The sequence below is a fragment of the Paraburkholderia gardini genome (assembly GCF_907164575.1).
Classification (GTDB): domain Bacteria; phylum Pseudomonadota; class Gammaproteobacteria; order Burkholderiales; family Burkholderiaceae; genus Paraburkholderia; species Paraburkholderia gardini.
This window is the reverse complement of the sequence record NZ_CAJQYY010000025.1, coordinates 1-15,465: the sequence shown is the minus strand read 5'-3', so window position 1 is coordinate 15,465 and position 15,465 is coordinate 1. Positions and strand designations below refer to the sequence as shown.

At 63.0% G+C, this 15,465-nt stretch carries 16 protein-coding genes and 1 pseudogene; 10 read left to right on the top strand and 7 right to left on the bottom strand.

Annotation, left to right across the window (positions count from 1 at the left end; translation table 11 throughout):
• Positions 1–57 precede the first annotated feature (57 nt).
• The 3 genes from LPA34_RS19815 to polA all read right to left on the bottom strand — a co-directional run bounded on the left by LPA34_RS19815 (position 58) and on the right by polA (position 5,461).
• On the bottom strand, positions 58–930 hold the full coding sequence (locus LPA34_RS19815) for a dienelactone hydrolase family protein (RefSeq protein WP_228981353.1): 873 nt from the start codon (positions 928–930) through the stop codon (positions 58–60).
• Positions 931–1,142: 212 nt separating this feature from the next.
• Positions 1,143–2,492: an NAD(P)/FAD-dependent oxidoreductase gene (locus LPA34_RS19810; RefSeq protein ID WP_228981350.1), complete on the bottom strand. Its 1,350-nt coding sequence runs from the start codon at positions 2,490–2,492 to the stop codon at positions 1,143–1,145.
• 185 nt (positions 2,493–2,677) lie between these two features.
• Positions 2,678–5,461 (bottom strand): DNA polymerase I, encoded by a 2,784-nt coding sequence (polA, locus tag LPA34_RS19805; protein WP_228981348.1) that lies wholly within the window; start codon positions 5,459–5,461, stop codon positions 2,678–2,680.
• Between the two features lies 1 nt (position 5,462).
• Here polA and LPA34_RS19800 point away from each other — a divergent pair, with 1 nt between their 5' ends.
• A complete protein-coding gene (locus LPA34_RS19800) occupies positions 5,463–6,206 on the top strand; it encodes an LOG family protein (protein ID WP_228981346.1) in 744 nt (247 codons plus the stop codon).
• 69 nt (positions 6,207–6,275) lie between these two features.
• Here LPA34_RS19800 and LPA34_RS19795 read toward each other — a convergent pair whose 3' ends face one another.
• The gene (locus LPA34_RS19795) at positions 6,276–7,157 is read right to left on the bottom strand and encodes a transcriptional regulator GcvA (protein ID WP_228981343.1); all 882 of its coding nucleotides are present in this window, start codon (positions 7,155–7,157) and stop codon (positions 6,276–6,278) included.
• 101 nt (positions 7,158–7,258) lie between these two features.
• Here LPA34_RS19795 and LPA34_RS19790 point away from each other — a divergent pair, with 101 nt between their 5' ends.
• Both LPA34_RS19790 and LPA34_RS19785 read left to right on the top strand, forming a co-directional pair.
• The gene (locus LPA34_RS19790; RefSeq protein WP_228981341.1) at positions 7,259–7,822 is read left to right on the top strand and encodes a chromate transporter; all 564 of its coding nucleotides are present in this window, start codon (positions 7,259–7,261) and stop codon (positions 7,820–7,822) included.
• The gene (locus LPA34_RS19785; RefSeq protein ID WP_228981339.1) at positions 7,819–8,349 is read left to right on the top strand and encodes a chromate transporter; all 531 of its coding nucleotides are present in this window, start codon (positions 7,819–7,821) and stop codon (positions 8,347–8,349) included. The genes LPA34_RS19790 and LPA34_RS19785 overlap by 4 nt, the downstream gene beginning before the upstream one ends.
• A gap of 60 nt (positions 8,350–8,409) precedes the next feature.
• On the opposite strand, the gene LPA34_RS19780 is transcribed toward LPA34_RS19785, so the two are convergent.
• On the bottom strand, positions 8,410–9,936 hold the full coding sequence (locus LPA34_RS19780) for an AMP nucleosidase (RefSeq protein WP_228981337.1): 1,527 nt from the start codon (positions 9,934–9,936) through the stop codon (positions 8,410–8,412).
• Positions 9,937–10,121: 185 nt separating this feature from the next.
• Here LPA34_RS19780 and LPA34_RS19775 point away from each other — a divergent pair, with 185 nt between their 5' ends.
• The 7 genes and pseudogenes from LPA34_RS19775 to LPA34_RS19745 form a co-directional block, all read left to right on the top strand.
• Entirely contained in the window at positions 10,122–10,517 is a 396-nt protein-coding gene (locus tag LPA34_RS19775; RefSeq protein WP_228981335.1) for a hypothetical protein, read from the top strand.
• A 150-nt stretch (positions 10,518–10,667) separates the two neighbouring features.
• A complete protein-coding gene (locus tag LPA34_RS19770) occupies positions 10,668–11,663 on the top strand; it encodes a homoserine kinase (protein ID WP_228981334.1) in 996 nt (331 codons plus the stop codon).
• Complete coding sequence (locus tag LPA34_RS19765; RefSeq protein WP_228981332.1) at positions 11,654–12,460, top strand: BPSS1780 family membrane protein; 807 nt, start codon at positions 11,654–11,656, stop codon at positions 12,458–12,460. The genes LPA34_RS19770 and LPA34_RS19765 overlap by 10 nt, the downstream gene beginning before the upstream one ends.
• Before the next feature lie 181 nt (positions 12,461–12,641).
• Positions 12,642–13,094, top strand: a complete 453-nt coding sequence (locus LPA34_RS19760) for a MarR family winged helix-turn-helix transcriptional regulator (RefSeq protein ID WP_228981330.1) — start codon at positions 12,642–12,644, stop codon at positions 13,092–13,094.
• Between the two features lie 138 nt (positions 13,095–13,232).
• Positions 13,233–13,652 carry an organic hydroperoxide resistance protein gene (locus LPA34_RS19755; RefSeq protein WP_090536660.1) on the top strand — a complete coding sequence of 140 codons (420 nt, stop codon included), beginning with the start codon at positions 13,233–13,235 and terminating at the stop codon, positions 13,650–13,652.
• Positions 13,653–13,713: 61 nt separating this feature from the next.
• Positions 13,714–13,950 carry a hypothetical protein gene (locus LPA34_RS19750; protein WP_228981514.1) on the top strand — a complete coding sequence of 79 codons (237 nt, stop codon included), beginning with the start codon at positions 13,714–13,716 and terminating at the stop codon, positions 13,948–13,950.
• Positions 13,851–14,129: pseudogene (locus LPA34_RS19745) on the top strand (FAD-binding domain-containing protein); the annotation flags it as partial. The gene LPA34_RS19750 and the pseudogene LPA34_RS19745, both read left to right, overlap by 100 nt.
• A 60-nt stretch (positions 14,130–14,189) precedes the next feature.
• Here LPA34_RS19745 and LPA34_RS19740 read toward each other — a convergent pair.
• Together LPA34_RS19740 and LPA34_RS19735 are read right to left on the bottom strand one after the other, a co-directional pair.
• Entirely contained in the window at positions 14,190–14,366 is a 177-nt protein-coding gene (locus LPA34_RS19740) for a DUF3563 family protein (protein ID WP_228981499.1), read from the bottom strand.
• Between the two features lie 107 nt (positions 14,367–14,473).
• On the bottom strand, positions 14,474–15,465 hold a 992-nt coding region (locus LPA34_RS19735), incomplete at its 5' end, for an extracellular catalytic domain type 1 short-chain-length polyhydroxyalkanoate depolymerase (protein ID WP_228981329.1).

Below are 15,465 nucleotides of genomic sequence, written 5' to 3'. Positions count from 1 at the left end.
ACATGTGAAGCGCCATTGCTCCCGGGCAATGGCGCGTTGTCGCGTCGCCCGGTCAGGTCAGGCCACGCCGTGTTGCCTGAACCAGGCCAACGCGCGCCGCCAGCCATCTTCCGCATCGGCCTTGCGATAGCTCGGCCGGTAGTCCGCGAAAAATGCGTGCCCGGCATCGTCATAGACAACGAACTGTGATCCACGTGCCGACGCGGGCCCCTGGGCAATCGCCGCTTTCATCCTGTCGAGCGTGTCCTGCGGAATGCTCTGGTCCTGCCGTCCAAAGAGGCCCAGCACGGGCACACGCAGGTCACCGACGCGATCGAGCGGATTCGTCGGCTGGGCGGCATTCGGTGTGCCGACCACGCGTCCGTACCACACCACTGCGGCCTTCAGGTGCGGATTGTGTTCCGCATAAAGCCACGCAATCCGGCCGCCCCAGCAGAAGCCATTGATACCAACCCGCTTCAGATCGCCGCCATGCTCGGCCGCCCATGCGACGGTCGCGTCGAGATCGCCCATGACCTGCGCGTCCGGCACCTTGCTCGCGATGTTGTCGTTGATCTGCTGTATCGACGTGTATACCGTCGGGTCGCCTTCGCGTTCGTACAGGTTGGGCGCAATCGCCAGGTAGCCGGCCTTGGCGAAACGGCGGCAGACGTCGGCAATATGCTCATGCACGCCGAAAATCTCATGGATGACGATGATCACCGGCAGATGCGTCTTGCCCTTCGGCTGCGCGCGATACGCCGGTACGATCGTGCCGCCCGAACGGACTGCAATCTCGCCAGCTTCGAGCCCTTCGTCATCGGTATGGATGGTCTGCGCCGAGACCGGCATCACGGCGGCGGCGAAGCCCGTGCCGAGCGCGGCCTTGATGAAGGTACGGCGATCGAAAGGAATGTGCGGGACCAGACTGTCGACATCAGGCTTCAGCATGCGAGCTCCTTGTGTGAACGGCATGGGAACGAAGACAGCAACCCTCTTGCATGGGACCGGAGTAACGCGCTAAAGCCCGAACTCCAGTCGACCGCAAGTGCCTTGCATGGGACCAGAGTAACGCGCTGAAGCGCGAACTCTGGTCGACAGGATACAACCGTCGCCATCCTGCCGCAGGAGCCCGCTGACCCCGTCGCGGAGCGCGGGAAACCTCAGTGAAGTTTGACGCGTGGCAGCGTCGAGCGACGCAGCCAGTGCGCGAACGTGTCGAGCACCATCCGCGGATAGCCGTGCAGCGCGGCAATATGCAGACGATAGAGCGACATGTACATGAAGCGCGCGAACAGTCCTTCGATCAGCATGTTGCCGCCGATCACCCCGCCCATCAGGTTGCCGACAGCGCTGAAATGCCCGAGCGACACCAGTGAGCCGAAGTCGCGATAGGTGAATTCCGGCAACGGACGGTTCTCGAGGCGCGCCGCGAACGACTTCATCAGAAAACTCGCCTGCTGGTGCGCCGCCTGGGCGCGCGGCGGCACGTTGCGCTCGTTACCCGGCCACGCGCACGCCGCGCAATCGCCGAGCGCGAAAATGTTGTCGTCGGTTTCCGTTTGCAGCGTGCGGCGCACGACGATCTGGCCCAGCCGGTTCACTGGCAGACCGTCCAGTTCGCCGAGAATCGGAGGCGCCTTGATGCCGGCCGCCCACACTGTCAGATCGGCGCGAATCGTTTTGCCGCTCGCGGTTCGCACGATACCGGGCGCCACTTCCGCGACCGTCTCGCCGGTCATGACTTTTACGCCGAGCCGCGTCAGCAGTTCGGCGGTGGCCGTCGAAACACGCTCCTGCAACGCGGGCAGAATCCGTGAGCCCGCCTCGATCAGCACGATACCGACGTCATGACGCGGATCGAGCTTGTGCAACCCGTACGCCGACAATACCTGCGCGGTGTTGCGCAGCTCGGCCGACAATTCCACGCCGGTCGCGCCGCCGCCGACAATCGCGACCTGAATGCGCGGTTCCCCGGAAGCCGATGTCCCCGGCCCGGACTCGACGCGCTCGTGCACCTGATGCTCCGCGCGCATGCAGGCCGCGATGAGGCGCTTGCGAAAGCGCTCGGCCTCGCTCACGGTATCGAGTGCGATCGAAAATTCAGCCGCGCCCTTCACACCGAAGAAAGCCGTCGTGCTACCGATCGCGATGATCAGGGTGTCGTACTCGAGGTCGCGCGGGGGAAGCAGTTCGGCGCCGTCATCGTCCGCGACGGCCGAGAGCGTGATGCGCTTCGCCGCACGGTCGATCCCGGCAAGCTCGCCCTGCTGGAACTCAAAGCCGTGCCAGCGCGCCTGTGCGGCGTATTCGAGCTCCTGCGTGAACGGATCCATGCTGCCCGCCGCCACCTCATGCAGCAGCGGCTTCCAGATGTGCGTGGGATAGCGGTCGACCAGCGTCACCTGCGCTTTTGCCGCGTGTCGCTTGCTGGGCGAAGCGTAGCGATCGCCCAGACGTGTCGCCAGTTCAAGACCACCTGCCCCGCCACCAACGATAATGAAACGATGCATCGAGACTCTCCGTGCTAACCGGGGGTTGTGCGTCGCGGACGGCGCACGCTGCCAGTAACACGCCGTCCATTACCGATTGTCAGCGAGCAATGCGCTTTGTCACAAGCTGTCAAATCACATGTGTGACATGCGCACGACGATATCGGCGTGCGCGGGCGCTGAAGCGGGCTCAAGCCCGCGCCTGATCAGTGCGCCTCTTCCCAGTTCGCGCCCGCGCCCACTTCAGCGACGAGCGGCACCTTCAGCCCGGCCACGCCGCACATGAGTTCGGGCAGACGTTTGCGCACTTCGGAGAGTTCGCTGTCCGGCACTTCGAGGATCAGTTCATCGTGAACCTGCATGATCATCCGCGTGTCGATCTTCGATTGTTCGATCCAGTCCTGCACGGCAATCATCGACAGCTTGATGAGGTCGGCCGCGGTACCCTGCATCGGTGCGTTGATCGCCGCGCGCTCCGCCGCCTGACGGCGCGGGCCGTTGCCCCCGTTGATCTCCGGCAGCCACAGGCGCCGCCCGAACACCGTTTCGACATAACCCTTCGATTTGGCGCTCAGACGCGTTTCGTCCATATAGCGCGCGACGCCCGGATAACGCTGGAAATAGCGGTCGATATACAGTTTCGCCGCGTCGCGCGTGATGCCGAGGTTGGACGCGAGGCCAAACGCACTCATCCCGTAGATCAAACCGAAGTTGATCACCTTCGCGATACGGCGCTGGTCGTTCGAGACTTCGATCGGCGTCACGGTGAATACTTCGGCGGCCGTCGCCCGGTGGATGTCTTCGCCCTGCGCGAACGCGCGCAGCAACGACTCGTCGCCGGAAATGTGCGCCATGATGCGCAGCTCGATCTGCGAATAGTCGGCCGACACGAGCTTGTGGCCAGGCTTCGCGATAAACGCTTCACGAATACGCCGGCCTTCGGCTGTGCGAACCGGAATGTTCTGCAGATTCGGATCGTTCGATGCAAGCCGGCCCGTGACTGCAACGGCCTGCGCGTAGTTCGTATGCACACGGCCCGTCTGCGCGTTCACCATGCGCGGCAGCTTGTCGGTGTAGGTCGACTTCAGCTTCGACAGCCCGCGGTGTTCGAGCAGGATCTTCGGCAACGGATAGTCTTCGGCGAGCTTCTGCAGCACTTCTTCATCCGTCGAAGGCGCGCCGCTCGGCGTTTTCTTGACAACCGGCAGTTCCAGCTTCTCGAAGAAAATCTGGCCGATCTGTTTGGGCGAGCCGAGATTGAATTCGCCGCCGGCGAGCACATACGCTTCGGTTTCGAGTTCGATGAGACGCGTCGCGATCTGCCCGCTTTGCACGCGCAGCTTTTCGGCGTCGATCAGCACACCCGTGCGCTCCATCTTGCGCAATACGCGGGACGTCGGCAGTTCGATCGCGCGATACACGTGATCGAGGTCTTTCTCCACGGCGATCTGCGGATACAACGCCTGATGCAGACGCAACGTGATGTCTGCATCTTCAGCGGCGTATTCAGCGGCCGTTTCGAGCGCGACTTCGTCGAAACCGATCTGGCTTGCGCCCTTGCCTGCCACCTCCTCGTACTTGATCGTCTTCAGACCGAGATGGCGCAGCGCGAGGCTGTCCATGTCATGCGGGCGATGCGACTCCAGCACATACGACTGCAGCAGCGTGTCGTGCTCGATGCCGTTCATCTCGATGCCGTAGTTCGCGAGCACCTGTTCGTCGTACTTCATGTGCTGGCCGACCTTCTTCCTGTCGGCGTTTTCGAGCCACGGTTTGAGTTTCGCGAGCACTTCGTCGCGCGGCAACTGCACCGGCGCATCCGGCCCGCGATGCGCGACCGGAATATACGCGGCCTTGCCCGGCTCGACCGCCACCGACAGGCCGACGAGCTGCGCCGTCATCGGATCCAGCGACGTGGTTTCCGTATCGAACGCGGTGATCTCAGCGGCTTCGATCTTCGCGAGCCACGCGTCGAACTGTTCCCACGTCTGCACCGTGTCGTATTCGCGCTCGCCCGGCGCCTCGATGGTGGGCGCGGGTGGCACGTCGGTCTCGGGACCTTCCACCGCGTCGGCGATTTCCACTTCGCGCAGCCACGTCTTGAAGCCGTGGCGCGTGAACACGTCGCGCAGCTCCTCGCGCGATTCCGGCCGCGCCGGCAGCGTATCGGCGATCGACACCACCTGGTCCGCCAGGTCGCAGTTCGTATCGACCGTGACGAGCTTTCTCGCCATCGGCAGAAAATCGAGCGCCCGGCGCAGATTGTCTCCTACCGCACCTTTGATTTCGTCCGCATGTGCCACGATGCCATCGAGCGTTTCGTATTGCGTGAGCCACTTGATCGCTGTTTTCGGGCCGCACTTCTCGACGCCAGGCACGTTGTCGACGGTATCGCCGATCAGCGACAGATAATCGACGATCCGCTCCGGCGACACGCCGAACTTCGCGAGCACGCCCGCGCGGTCGAGCGTTTCGTTCGTCATCGTATTGATGAGGGTGACATGATCCGTCACGAGCTGCGCCAGGTCTTTATCGCCCGTCGACACGACGACGTTCATGCCGTATTTTGCGGCCGCACAGCACAGCGTGCCGATGACGTCGTCGGCTTCGACGCCTTCGATCATCAAAAGCGGCCAGCCCAGCGCGCGCACGGCGACGTGAATCGGCTCGATCTGTTTCGCCAGATCCTCGGGCATCGAAGGCCGGTTTGCCTTGTAGTCCGGATACCAGTCGTCGCGAAACGTTTTGCCCTTTGCATCGAACACGCACGCGCTATACTCTGCCGTAACTTCCTTGCGCATGCGGCGAAGCATATTGATCATGCCGTACAGCGCACCCGTCGGCCCGCCGTCGGGACCACGCAGATCGGGCATCGCATGGTAGGCTCGGTACAGATAACTCGAACCGTCCACCAGTAGCAGGGTCTTACCTTCCAGCCCAGTTACCAGCCTGGCATTCCGATCAGTTTCAAGGACTCGTTCTTCGGGCATTATGAACAAAAGAAAAGTGATTCCGAGTCTGCGATCACTCGCAGATCAAGAGCGCGCGACAGCCAAGAAGGCCCGCGCGTCGTGGCAGATGTTCACGATTATGGCAGAGTTTATCGAGGCGACCGAGTACCTCTCGGAGATCCGCCCGGCTGTCAGCATCTATGGTTCAGCGCGCCTGAAACCGAACTCGCCGTACTACAAACTCGCCACGCAGATCGCGCGAAAACTGTCCGACGCGGGCTTCGCCGTGATCTCCGGCGGCGGCCCCGGCATCATGGAAGCGGCCAACAAAGGCGCGCATGCGGGCAAGGCGCCTTCGGTCGGCCTGAACATCGAACTGCCGCACGAGCAGTCGGGCAACCAGTGGCAGGACATCTCGCTGCGCTTTCGCCACTTCTTCACGCGCAAGGTTACGTTCGTGAAGAACTCGGACGCCGTGATCGTGATGCCCGGCGGCTTCGGCACACTCGATGAACTGGCTGAAGTGCTCACGCTGATCCAGACGAAGAAGTCGCGGCATGTGCCGATCATTCTCGTCGGCGGCGAGTTCTGGAGCGGCCTGCTCGGGTGGTTCAAGGAAGCGCTCGTGCCGATGGGCCTCATCAATCCCGACGACATGAACCTGATGCAGGTGATCGACGAGCCGGAACAGGTGCTCGAAGCCGTGCTCGCGTTCTACGAAGATCGCGACGAAGGCGAACATCCCCCGGCGAAGTCCGACGAAGACCGCATGTTTTATCTTTGATGTCGATGGGCGGCCGCGTGCCGCCCTCTTCATGGCTTCGTGATCTTCGCGGCTTTACGGGCCATGCCCTCATGCAGCCCCGGCCTGCGACTCGAGCCAGCGGCAGAACTGCGCGACGAGCGGGGCTTCGGCCACTTCGCGCCGCGCGACCCACCAGTAACCGCGCGCATCGATGCGCGGGCCGTCGAGCGGCAATACTAGACGCCCCGACGCCAGTTCCTCCGACAGCAGCGGCAACGGCCCAAGCGCCACGCCAAGACCGTCCACCGCGGCCTGTAACGCCAGATAGAAGTGATCGAACGACTGCTTCTTGCGGCACTTCGCCTTGACGCCCGCGGCGGCGAGCCAGTGACGCCATGCATCCGGGCGCGTATCTGAATGCAGCAGCACGTGCTTCGCGAGATCGTCGGCGACGTTGATCGGCGAGCGCTGCAGCAGTGCCGGACTGCACACCGGTATCTCCGCCTCATCCAGAAAGTGGCCGCTGGCACAGTTGGCCCAGTGCGCCGGTCCGCGTCGCACGGCCACGTCGAAGTTCTCCAGCGCTTCAACGGGCGCGTTCGATGTCGCGAGACGCAACTCCACGCTGGGCGCGATACGCTGAAACTGGTTCAGGCGCGGCAACAGCCACTTCATCGCGAAGGTCGGTAGCGCGTTCACACGCAGCACATGCACGACGCCCGTATCGCGAAGCTGCTCCGTCGCGACTGCAATGCTGTCGAACGCGGCCTGCACGGTGGCGAGGTAGCGGCGCCCGTCTTCGGTGAGCCGCACGCGCTTGCCGTTGCGATGAAATACCTGCACGCCGACCCACGCCTCGAACGCCGCCACCTGACGGCTGATCGCACCGTGCGTCACATGCAGTTCGTTCGCGGCGGCAGTAAAGGTTTCGTGCCGCGCGGCGGCTTCAAACGCGCGCAGCGCGGAAAAGGGAGGAAGTTCACGGGCCATGCTTGTGATTCTAGATCACAAGACGACGCTGTAAAAATCGTTTTGCGCGGCGTGTGAAGCGCGATAACCTCGACAGCTTCAGACTTCACCCGCAATGACATATGGATCACGATACGTCCACCACCCGATCCGCGCCGGCACCAGGGCCGGTCGCCCTGTTTCTCGGCTTTCTTAACCTCGGATTCATCTCGTTTGGTGGCGCGCTACCGCACGCGCGACACATCGTCGTCGAAAAACGGCGCTGGCTGACTCCCGCCGAATTCACCGACCTGCTGGGCCTGTGCCAGTTCCTGCCCGGCGGAAATGTCATTAACCTTTCGGTCGCGATCGGCATGCGATATCGAGGCCTGTCCGGTGCGCTGGCTGCCCTGCTCGGCCTGATCGCGGGCCCTTCGCTCGTCGTGATCGCACTCGGCGTGCTGTACGAACACACGCAGAACGACCTGCACGTGAAGCATCTTTTCGCCGGGCTCGCCGCTGCCGCAGCGGGGCTCCTTGTTGCGATGTCCGTGAAAATCCTGCTGCCGTTGCGACGCAATCCTGTCGCGCTGGCCATCGCGGTGCCTGGCTTCATCGCGATCGCGATCATGCGTTTACCACTGCTCCCCACGATGCTCGTTCTCACCGCGCTCAGCATCGTCATCGCTGTGAGGGCCGCACGATGACCGATACCCTCATCTCGCTCGGCGTGATTTTCGGGCAGCTTTCGCTGCTTGCGTTCGGCGGCGGCAATACGATTCTTCCCGAGATGCAGCGACAGGTCGTCGACGTGCATCACTGGATGCCGGCGAGCGAATTCAGCGCATTGTTCGCGCTTGCCCAGGCCGCGCCGGGCCCGAACCTGATGGTGGTGACGCTCGTCGGCTGGCACGTTGCGGGATGGGCCGGCATGCTGGTCGCGTCCATCGCGAAGTTTGGACCGTCTTCGATCGTGACGATCCTTGCGTTACACGCATGGGAGCGCTTCAAGGACCGGCCATGGCGGACGATCGTGCAAAAGGCGCTGGTGCCCGTGACTGCGGGCATCGTCGCGGCGAGCGCCATGCTGATCGCGCAGGCGTCCGATACGACGTGGATCGCGTGGGCAACAACAGGCGTGTGCGCCGCGCTTGCATGGCGCACACGTATCCATCCGTTGTGGTTGCTGGCCGCCGGCAGCCTGATCGGGCTGACAGGATTCGGCCAGCTTTAATCCGCGCTATGCCCCGCTATTTCCTGCTATTGCGGGCTGCAAACTGCGCGCCATGGCGCGTTACTGGAACGCAACCTCGGCGAAACTGCGAAGCTTGCGGCTGTGCAATCGGTGCAGTCCGTTCGTGCGCAGTATCTCCATCGCCTTGACGCCGATCCGCAGATGCTGGTCGACCTGCCCTCGATAGAACTGGTCGGCCATGCCGGGCAGTTTGAGTTCGCCGTGCAGCGGCTTGTCCGACACGCACAGCAGCGTGCCGTATGGCACGCGAAACCGGAAGCCGTTCGCTGCAATCGTCGCGCTCTCCATATCGAGCGCGATCGCGCGGCTTTGCGACAGGCGCAGCACCGGTTCGCGGTGATCGCGCAGCTCCCAGTTGCGGTTATCGACGCTCGCCACCGTGCCCGTGCGCATCACGCGCTTCAGCTCGATGCCCTCGAGCTTCGTGACTTCAGCGACCGCGCGTTCCAGCGCGACCTGCACTTCCGCGAGCGCCGGAATCGGCACCCATAGCGGCAGATCGTCGTCGAGTACGTGATCTTCGCGCACATAGCCGTGCGCGAGCACATAGTCGCCAAGCCGCTGCGTGTTGCGCAAACCGGCGCAATGGCCGAGCATGATCCACGCATGCGGACGCAGCACGGCGATGTGATCGGTGATCGTCTTCGCGTTCGAAGGCCCAACGCCGATGTTGATCATCGTGATGCCGCTGCCGTCGGCGCGCTTCAGGTGATACGCGGGCATCTGCGGCAGACGCGGCGGCGCATTGCCCTCGTCCTGCTGCTCGCCGACGTTCGCGTTGTACGTGACCACGTCGCCGGGCTCGACAAACGATGTGTATTCGCTGCGATACGCGCGCAGGTCTTCGTCGTCGGTGGCGGTCATCATCGTGCGGCCGAGCTTCACGAATTCGTCGATGTAGAACTGATAGTTCGTGTACAGCACGTAGTTCTGCACGTGCGTGGGCGACGTCGCCGTGTAATGCTTCAGACGATGCAGCGAGAAATCGACGCGCGCCGCCGTGAACAGCGCAAGCGGATGCGGCTCGCCCGGTGGCGGTTCGTACGTGCCGTTCACGATGCGATCGTCCAGCGAAGCGAGATCGGGTGTGTCGAACACATCGCGCATCGCGAGCAGGTGGTCGCGATCGAGGTCGCCTTCCAGATGAATGCCTTCGGCAAACGCGAAGTGAACCGGAATCGGGTACTGCGACACGCCGACTTCGATTGCGACATGATGGTTCTTCGTGAGCAGGCGAAGCTGTTCGCGATAGTAGTTGCCGAACAGATCCGGGCGTGTAACGGTCGTTTCAAAGCTGCCCGGGCCGGCCACAAAACCGTACGAGCGGCGCGAATCGACGTGCGTATTGACCTCGGTGCGGATGCGCACGAACGGATAGCACGCGCGCACGCGGCGCTCGAACGGCTCGTTGCGGCGATAGCGCGCGAACGCGTCGCGCAGGAACGATGTGTTGGCTTCGTAAATGGCGGACAGGCGCGTGACCGCTTCGGTGGCGTCTTCGAATGACTCGGTCGGGAAGTCGCTGGCCGGCGTCTGCACAGTGCGCGGGTTCGTGTCGTAATTCATCTTCATCGCCTCATTTGATGAGATGACATTACCACGGAAATTACACGTCCAGATGTGGCAACCCGCACGCGGGAAGGGTACTGAAAATCCCGGCGGGTGTCGCGAAAGCAGCGCAAAATAAGGCGGTCACGCCCTTCTGGCAGGTGGGATTTGCTAGAATCGGGGCACCTACCCGGAGAATTACCATGAAGCCGCTCCTTCCCGTCGCCGTTGCGCTGACGCTCGCCTTTAGCGGCGTCGCGACGGCCGCGCAGCCTGCCGTCGACGCCCAGGCTGCCGCCGAGGCCCACGCCGCCAACGAACGGGCCGGTTTGCCGGATCTGGAGGCGATCAACCGCCCAGCCGCGGAAGTCAGCTCCAAGGTGGAAATCAACCAGCCGCGCACGCCGAGTTTCTACGAACGCAGCGGTAACGGCACCGAAATCACCGAATACCGCGACAAGGGCAAACCGGTCGAAATCGACGTGCATTCGAACTTCGGCACGCGCTACCAGATGAGCGCACCGCTCGACACGTCGCCGCAGGTACGTGACAACGGTCGCGCCAGCACGCGCCTGCCGTCGGTCAACCTGCACTATTGATCGTGCAGCGGCAGCGCGCGTGCGCTGCCTGCCTGCATGCCCGGATGGATGGCGTGCGTGAGGTGCGCCGGCCCCCGGTTTCGTCTGCGATCGTTCCGAATGTACTGGCCACACGCGCCAGTCCGACCAACCTGATTCCATCATTCCCGCATGGCCGTCTTCACCGCTGTCACCGACACCCAACTCGCTCACTGGCTGCGTCATTACGATCTCGGCGAAGCCGTCGATTTTCGCGGCATCCAGTCCGGCATCGAAAACAGCAATTTCTTTCTGACGACGACGCGCGGCGATTACGTCCTCACGATTTTCGAAAAACTGACGGCGGAACAATTACCGTTCTATCTGGATCTGATGCGCCATCTGGCCGCCCACAAGGTGCCCGTGCCGGACCCGATGCCGCGCGATGACGGCGCGCTCTTCGGCCTGCTGCACGGCAAGCCCGCGGCGATCGTCACGCGCCTCGAAGGCGCACCGGAACTCGCGCCGCGCGAGGAACACTGCGTCGAAGTCGGCCAGATGCTGGCGCGCATGCATCTCGCCGGCCGCGATTTCCCGAACCATCAGCCGAACCTGCGCAGCCTCGACTGGTGGCAGGAAACCGTGCCGGCGGTGCTGCCGTTTCTGACCGGCGCGCAACGCGAACTGTTGAGCACGGAACTCGCCCATCAGCAGGCGTTCTTCGCCTCGGACGACTATGCCGCGCTGCCCGAGGGCCCGTGCCACTGCGATCTCTTCCGCGATAATGTGCTGTTCGCGCATGCGGCGCCCGAAAGCGGCCACGACGTGCGCCTTGGCGGCTTCTTCGACTTCTACTTTGCCGGCTGCGACAAGTGGCTCTTCGACGTCGCCGTGACCGTGAACGACTGGTGCACCGATCTCGCCACAGGCGCGCTCGACATGCCGCGCGTCGAGGCAATGCTGCGTGCGTACCAGACCGTGCGTCCGTTCACCACGCAGGAAAACCGTCACTGGGGCGACATGCTGCGTGCGGGCGCATACCGTTTCTGGGTCTCGCGCCTTTATGACTTTTACATGCCACGTGCAGCTGAAATGCTGAAGCCGCACGATCCTGGCCACTTCGAACGCATTCTTCGTGAGCGCCTGTCCGGCGTTGCACTTCCAGGCATCCACACTCCATGCAACTGATCGAAGTTCCCGCGAAAACCGGCTACGTCTGGTTCCGGCAGGGTATCTGGCTGTTCCGCAAGAATCCGCTCGCGTTCCTGACGCTGTTCTTCACGTATCTGCTCGCGATGATGCTGATCTCGCAGATTCCCGTCATCGGCGGATTTCTGCCGCTCGTGTTCATTCCGGGCGTGGCGGTCGGCTTCATGGCGGCGTGTCGTGACACGATCGCGGGCAAGCCGGTTTTTCCGACGATTCTCGCCGACGGTTTCCGCTCGTACGGCAGCACGGCCGCGAAGCGGCTCGCCGCGCTCGGCCTGCTGTACGTAGTGGCGATGGCGCTCGTGCTGGGCGGCTCGGCGCTCGCCGACGGCGGCACGTTGCTGAAAGTGATGATCGGCGCCGCCTCCATGGAGCCGGAGGCGATGGCCAGCAGCGATATTCCGCTCGGCATTCTGGCCGCGCTCGCGTTCTACATTCCGGTCGCGATGCTGTTCTGGTTTTCGCCCATCCTGATTACGTGGCACGAAGTGCCGCCCGTGAAGGCGATGTTCTTCAGCCTCGTGAGCTGCTGGCGCAATCGTGGCGCGTTCATCGTCTTCGGCGCGCTGTGGTTTGCGATGGCGATCACCGTTTCGCTTGGGCTGTCCACGCTGATGCAGGCGCTCGGCGCCGGGGAATACGCGTTTGTCGTGCTGATGCCCGCGACGATCGTCGTCACCACGATGCTGTACTGCTCGTTTTATGCCACGTATCGCGGCTGTTTCGGCATCCAGTCGCCTGAAACGCCGGGCTCACCCACTACGCCAGCAGCCTGAAACCGCGCCGCCGCGACGTGCAGTTCGCTGGAAACCGCACCCGCGGCGCGCCGAATCGAACCGCTCGCATCGTCGCGGCTCGCCGCTACTTGGGACGCAAGCCACTCGCAAGCCATCCGCGATTGGTGCACAATGATTTGCGCGCGATTGATTAGCGCACACTTTCTGGACGGTAAGCACCATGACCCAGCGCCCGGTTTTCCCTTTCACGCTCGACGAGCAGCTTTGCTTCGCGCTCTATTCGACTTCGCTTGCGATGACGAAAGCTTATAAGCCCATCCTCGAAAAACTCGGGCTGACCTATCCGCAATACCTGACCATGCTGGTGCTCTGGGAATCCGACAACATCACGGTCAAGGACATCGCTAGCCGCCTGAATCTCGATTCGGCGACGGTCACGCCGCTGCTCAAGCGCCTCGAGACGCAGGGCTATATCGAACGTGCACGCGGCGTGAGCGACGAGCGGCTCGTCTATATCCGGCTCACGAAGGCGGGCGCGGCGCTCAAACGCACCGCCCGTGAAGTGCCGGCCGAAATCTTCTGCGCAACGCAGCAGACACCCGAATTCCTCCTCAAATTGCGCGACGACCTGACGCGCCTGCGCACCACCCTCAACGACTACAACGAAAGCTAGCCGCCTGTTGCCTGGCGACGCTTCGAAAAATATCCAAATTAGTTTGCACACAAATGATTTGTGTACTATCTTAACGACACGCCAGATCGATGGCGACCGCCACCCACTGCGTGGCACCTACTTTCAAGGAGCAACACCATGAGCGTACTTTACAAGGCAACGGCAACGAGCACCGGTGGACGTGATGGTCGCGCGGTATCGTCGGACAAGGTGCTGGACGTGAAACTGGCCGCACCGCGCGAACTCGGCGGCAACGGCGCCGAGGGCACGAACCCGGAGCAGTTGTTCGCAGCCGGTTATTCGGCATGTTTCCTGAGCGCGATGAAATTCGTCGCTGGCCAGCGCAAGCAGGCGGTTCCGGCGGATACGACCGTCACGGCGGAAGTCGGTGTCGGCCCGAACGACAAGGGCGGCTTCGCACTGGATATCGAACTGCGCGTCTCGCTGCCGGGCCTCGCCGCCGACGCAGCACGTGAACTCGTCGATGCCGCTCATCAGGTGTGCCCGTATTCGAACGCAACACGCAACAACGTGGCAGTGCGTCTGCAGATCGTCTGAGCGCCGCCTTGCGTTGCAGCGTGCAGTAAAAGATTGCCGGCGCGGCGCCCTATGGGCGCCGTTGACCGACTATGCGGCGTTCAGCTTCAAGGGTATTGTCAGTACAGCAGGTCGTATGGGCGATGATCTGATCGTGCTGCACGACAATCCGCGCACCTGCATCCCCAAACTGGCGGCGCAACCCGTGCGCGCATGCTGCTGCACGATTTCGATTTTTCGGTGGATAACGATGGATGGCAGTGGGCGGCATCGACTGGGTGCGACGCGCAACCCTGATTCCGGATATTCAATCCGGTAACGCATATCGAGCGCTATTTGCCTCAACTGTCCGACGTATCCACGAAGTGGATCCATGCGCCATGGATGGCGAAAACCGGACAACTGAAAAAATGAAGCGTGACGTTGGGAAAAGACTATCCATCACCGGCGGTCGACCATGCCGAAGCGCGTCAGCGCACGCTGGCCCGCTTCGGAAAGCGACCTGATACTGCGGCAAAGCTTTACTACAAGGCACGCGGCCGGGCACTGAAAAAAAGCTTAGTGCTGGCTCATCCACGACGGCTGGCGGCGATTCGCTTCGCGATCCAGCTTGCGCATGCGATATTCGAGGTCGTGCAGATCGGTGGCTTCGGCGAGATACTCGTCGTTGTATTCTTTGGCGATCTGGTCGGGCGATTTCGTCAGGAACAGGAACAGGCGGGTCAGCAGGTACATGGTCAACTCCGAAAATGATCCAGGGCTTTACCCTAGTGGATAACCCTTATTATAGGGAAAACCCTGATCGTTTGCCATGTTTATCTGATGCGACCGTTGGACGCGCGCTACGCCGGTCGTGCGGCCGCCGCGTGCAACGGCACGTGGGCCGGTGCCGCTTCGGTTACGCGGCGCTGATAGCGGAAGAATTCCCACAGCAGCGCGCATGCATCCGGCCCTTTTGACGAGTGGAACGGAACGGCGTCGTCGCCGCCACTCCACGCGTGTCCGAGGCCCTGCACACGGCACAGACGCACCACGCGCCGGCCGCCCTTGATGTAGTCGCGCGTCACGACACCGGCTTTCCGTTCCTCGCGCACTTCGCCGACGCGCAGCTCGCCGCTCGCGTCGAGCACGCCGTTCAGGCGCGCGAACTGGATCGCGAGCTGCTCGGCATTTTCCGGCGCCACGACGTGATCAGAATCGCCGTGGACGATGATCGCCGGCATGCCGGGATAGGCGTCGATATCGACGGCGGCATCGACGAGCATGACTGGATGCTGACGGGCTCCGCGCCGCATCACATCCATCGCGGTGATGCCCGAACGCGCTTCGCCCATGGCCGGACCGGAGTGCAGCCCGACCGCGGCGAAACGCTCGGGATAGAGAAGCGCCAGCAGCGAGGCAAGCCCCGCGCCCGCCGACAGACCCGCCACATACACACGCTCGCCGTCGAACCGGTAGGTCGCCACCAGCGTATCCACGAGCGATACCACCGCGCGGGCCTCCGCGCCGCCCGCCTGCTCGCCGGCGTCGTACCAGTGCCAGCAGCGATGGGCATGAACATGCTTCGACTGCTCCGGATAAACGACCGCAAAACCGAAACGATCGGCGAGCAGGTTCATGCGCGTGCCTTCGGCGAATTCGTCGATCGACTGTGTACAGCCGTGCAGCATCACGACGAGCGGCAAACCCTCGAGCGCGCGACCCGGTGGGACATACAGGCCATACGACAGATGATTGACGAGACGCCCCGGCGCCACCGGCGCGGAATGGAACGAGCGCGTCCAGTCGCCGCTCGCCCATGCGGCGGCGCGCGGCCGCACGCGTGATTCACGCG

Coding starts and splice junctions, on each gene's coding strand:
- LPA34_RS19815 (WP_228981353.1), bottom strand. CDS start 930: ATGCTGAAGCCTGATGTCGACAGTCTGGTCCCGCACATTCCTTTCGAT.
- LPA34_RS19810 (WP_228981350.1), bottom strand. CDS start 2,492: ATGCATCGTTTCATTATCGTTGGTGGCGGGGCAGGTGGTCTTGAACTG.
- polA (WP_228981348.1), bottom strand. CDS start 5,461: ATGCCCGAAGAACGAGTCCTTGAAACTGATCGGAATGCCAGGCTGGTA.
- LPA34_RS19800 (WP_228981346.1), top strand. CDS start 5,463: ATGAACAAAAGAAAAGTGATTCCGAGTCTGCGATCACTCGCAGATCAA.
- LPA34_RS19795 (WP_228981343.1), bottom strand. CDS start 7,157: ATGGCCCGTGAACTTCCTCCCTTTTCCGCGCTGCGCGCGTTTGAAGCC.
- LPA34_RS19790 (WP_228981341.1), top strand. CDS start 7,259: ATGGATCACGATACGTCCACCACCCGATCCGCGCCGGCACCAGGGCCG.
- LPA34_RS19785 (WP_228981339.1), top strand. CDS start 7,819: ATGACCGATACCCTCATCTCGCTCGGCGTGATTTTCGGGCAGCTTTCG.
- LPA34_RS19780 (WP_228981337.1), bottom strand. CDS start 9,936: ATGAATTACGACACGAACCCGCGCACTGTGCAGACGCCGGCCAGCGAC.
- LPA34_RS19775 (WP_228981335.1), top strand. CDS start 10,122: ATGAAGCCGCTCCTTCCCGTCGCCGTTGCGCTGACGCTCGCCTTTAGC.
- LPA34_RS19770 (WP_228981334.1), top strand. CDS start 10,668: ATGGCCGTCTTCACCGCTGTCACCGACACCCAACTCGCTCACTGGCTG.
- LPA34_RS19765 (WP_228981332.1), top strand. CDS start 11,654: ATGCAACTGATCGAAGTTCCCGCGAAAACCGGCTACGTCTGGTTCCGG.
- LPA34_RS19760 (WP_228981330.1), top strand. CDS start 12,642: ATGACCCAGCGCCCGGTTTTCCCTTTCACGCTCGACGAGCAGCTTTGC.
- LPA34_RS19755 (WP_090536660.1), top strand. CDS start 13,233: ATGAGCGTACTTTACAAGGCAACGGCAACGAGCACCGGTGGACGTGAT.
- LPA34_RS19740 (WP_228981499.1), bottom strand. CDS start 14,366: ATGTACCTGCTGACCCGCCTGTTCCTGTTCCTGACGAAATCGCCCGAC.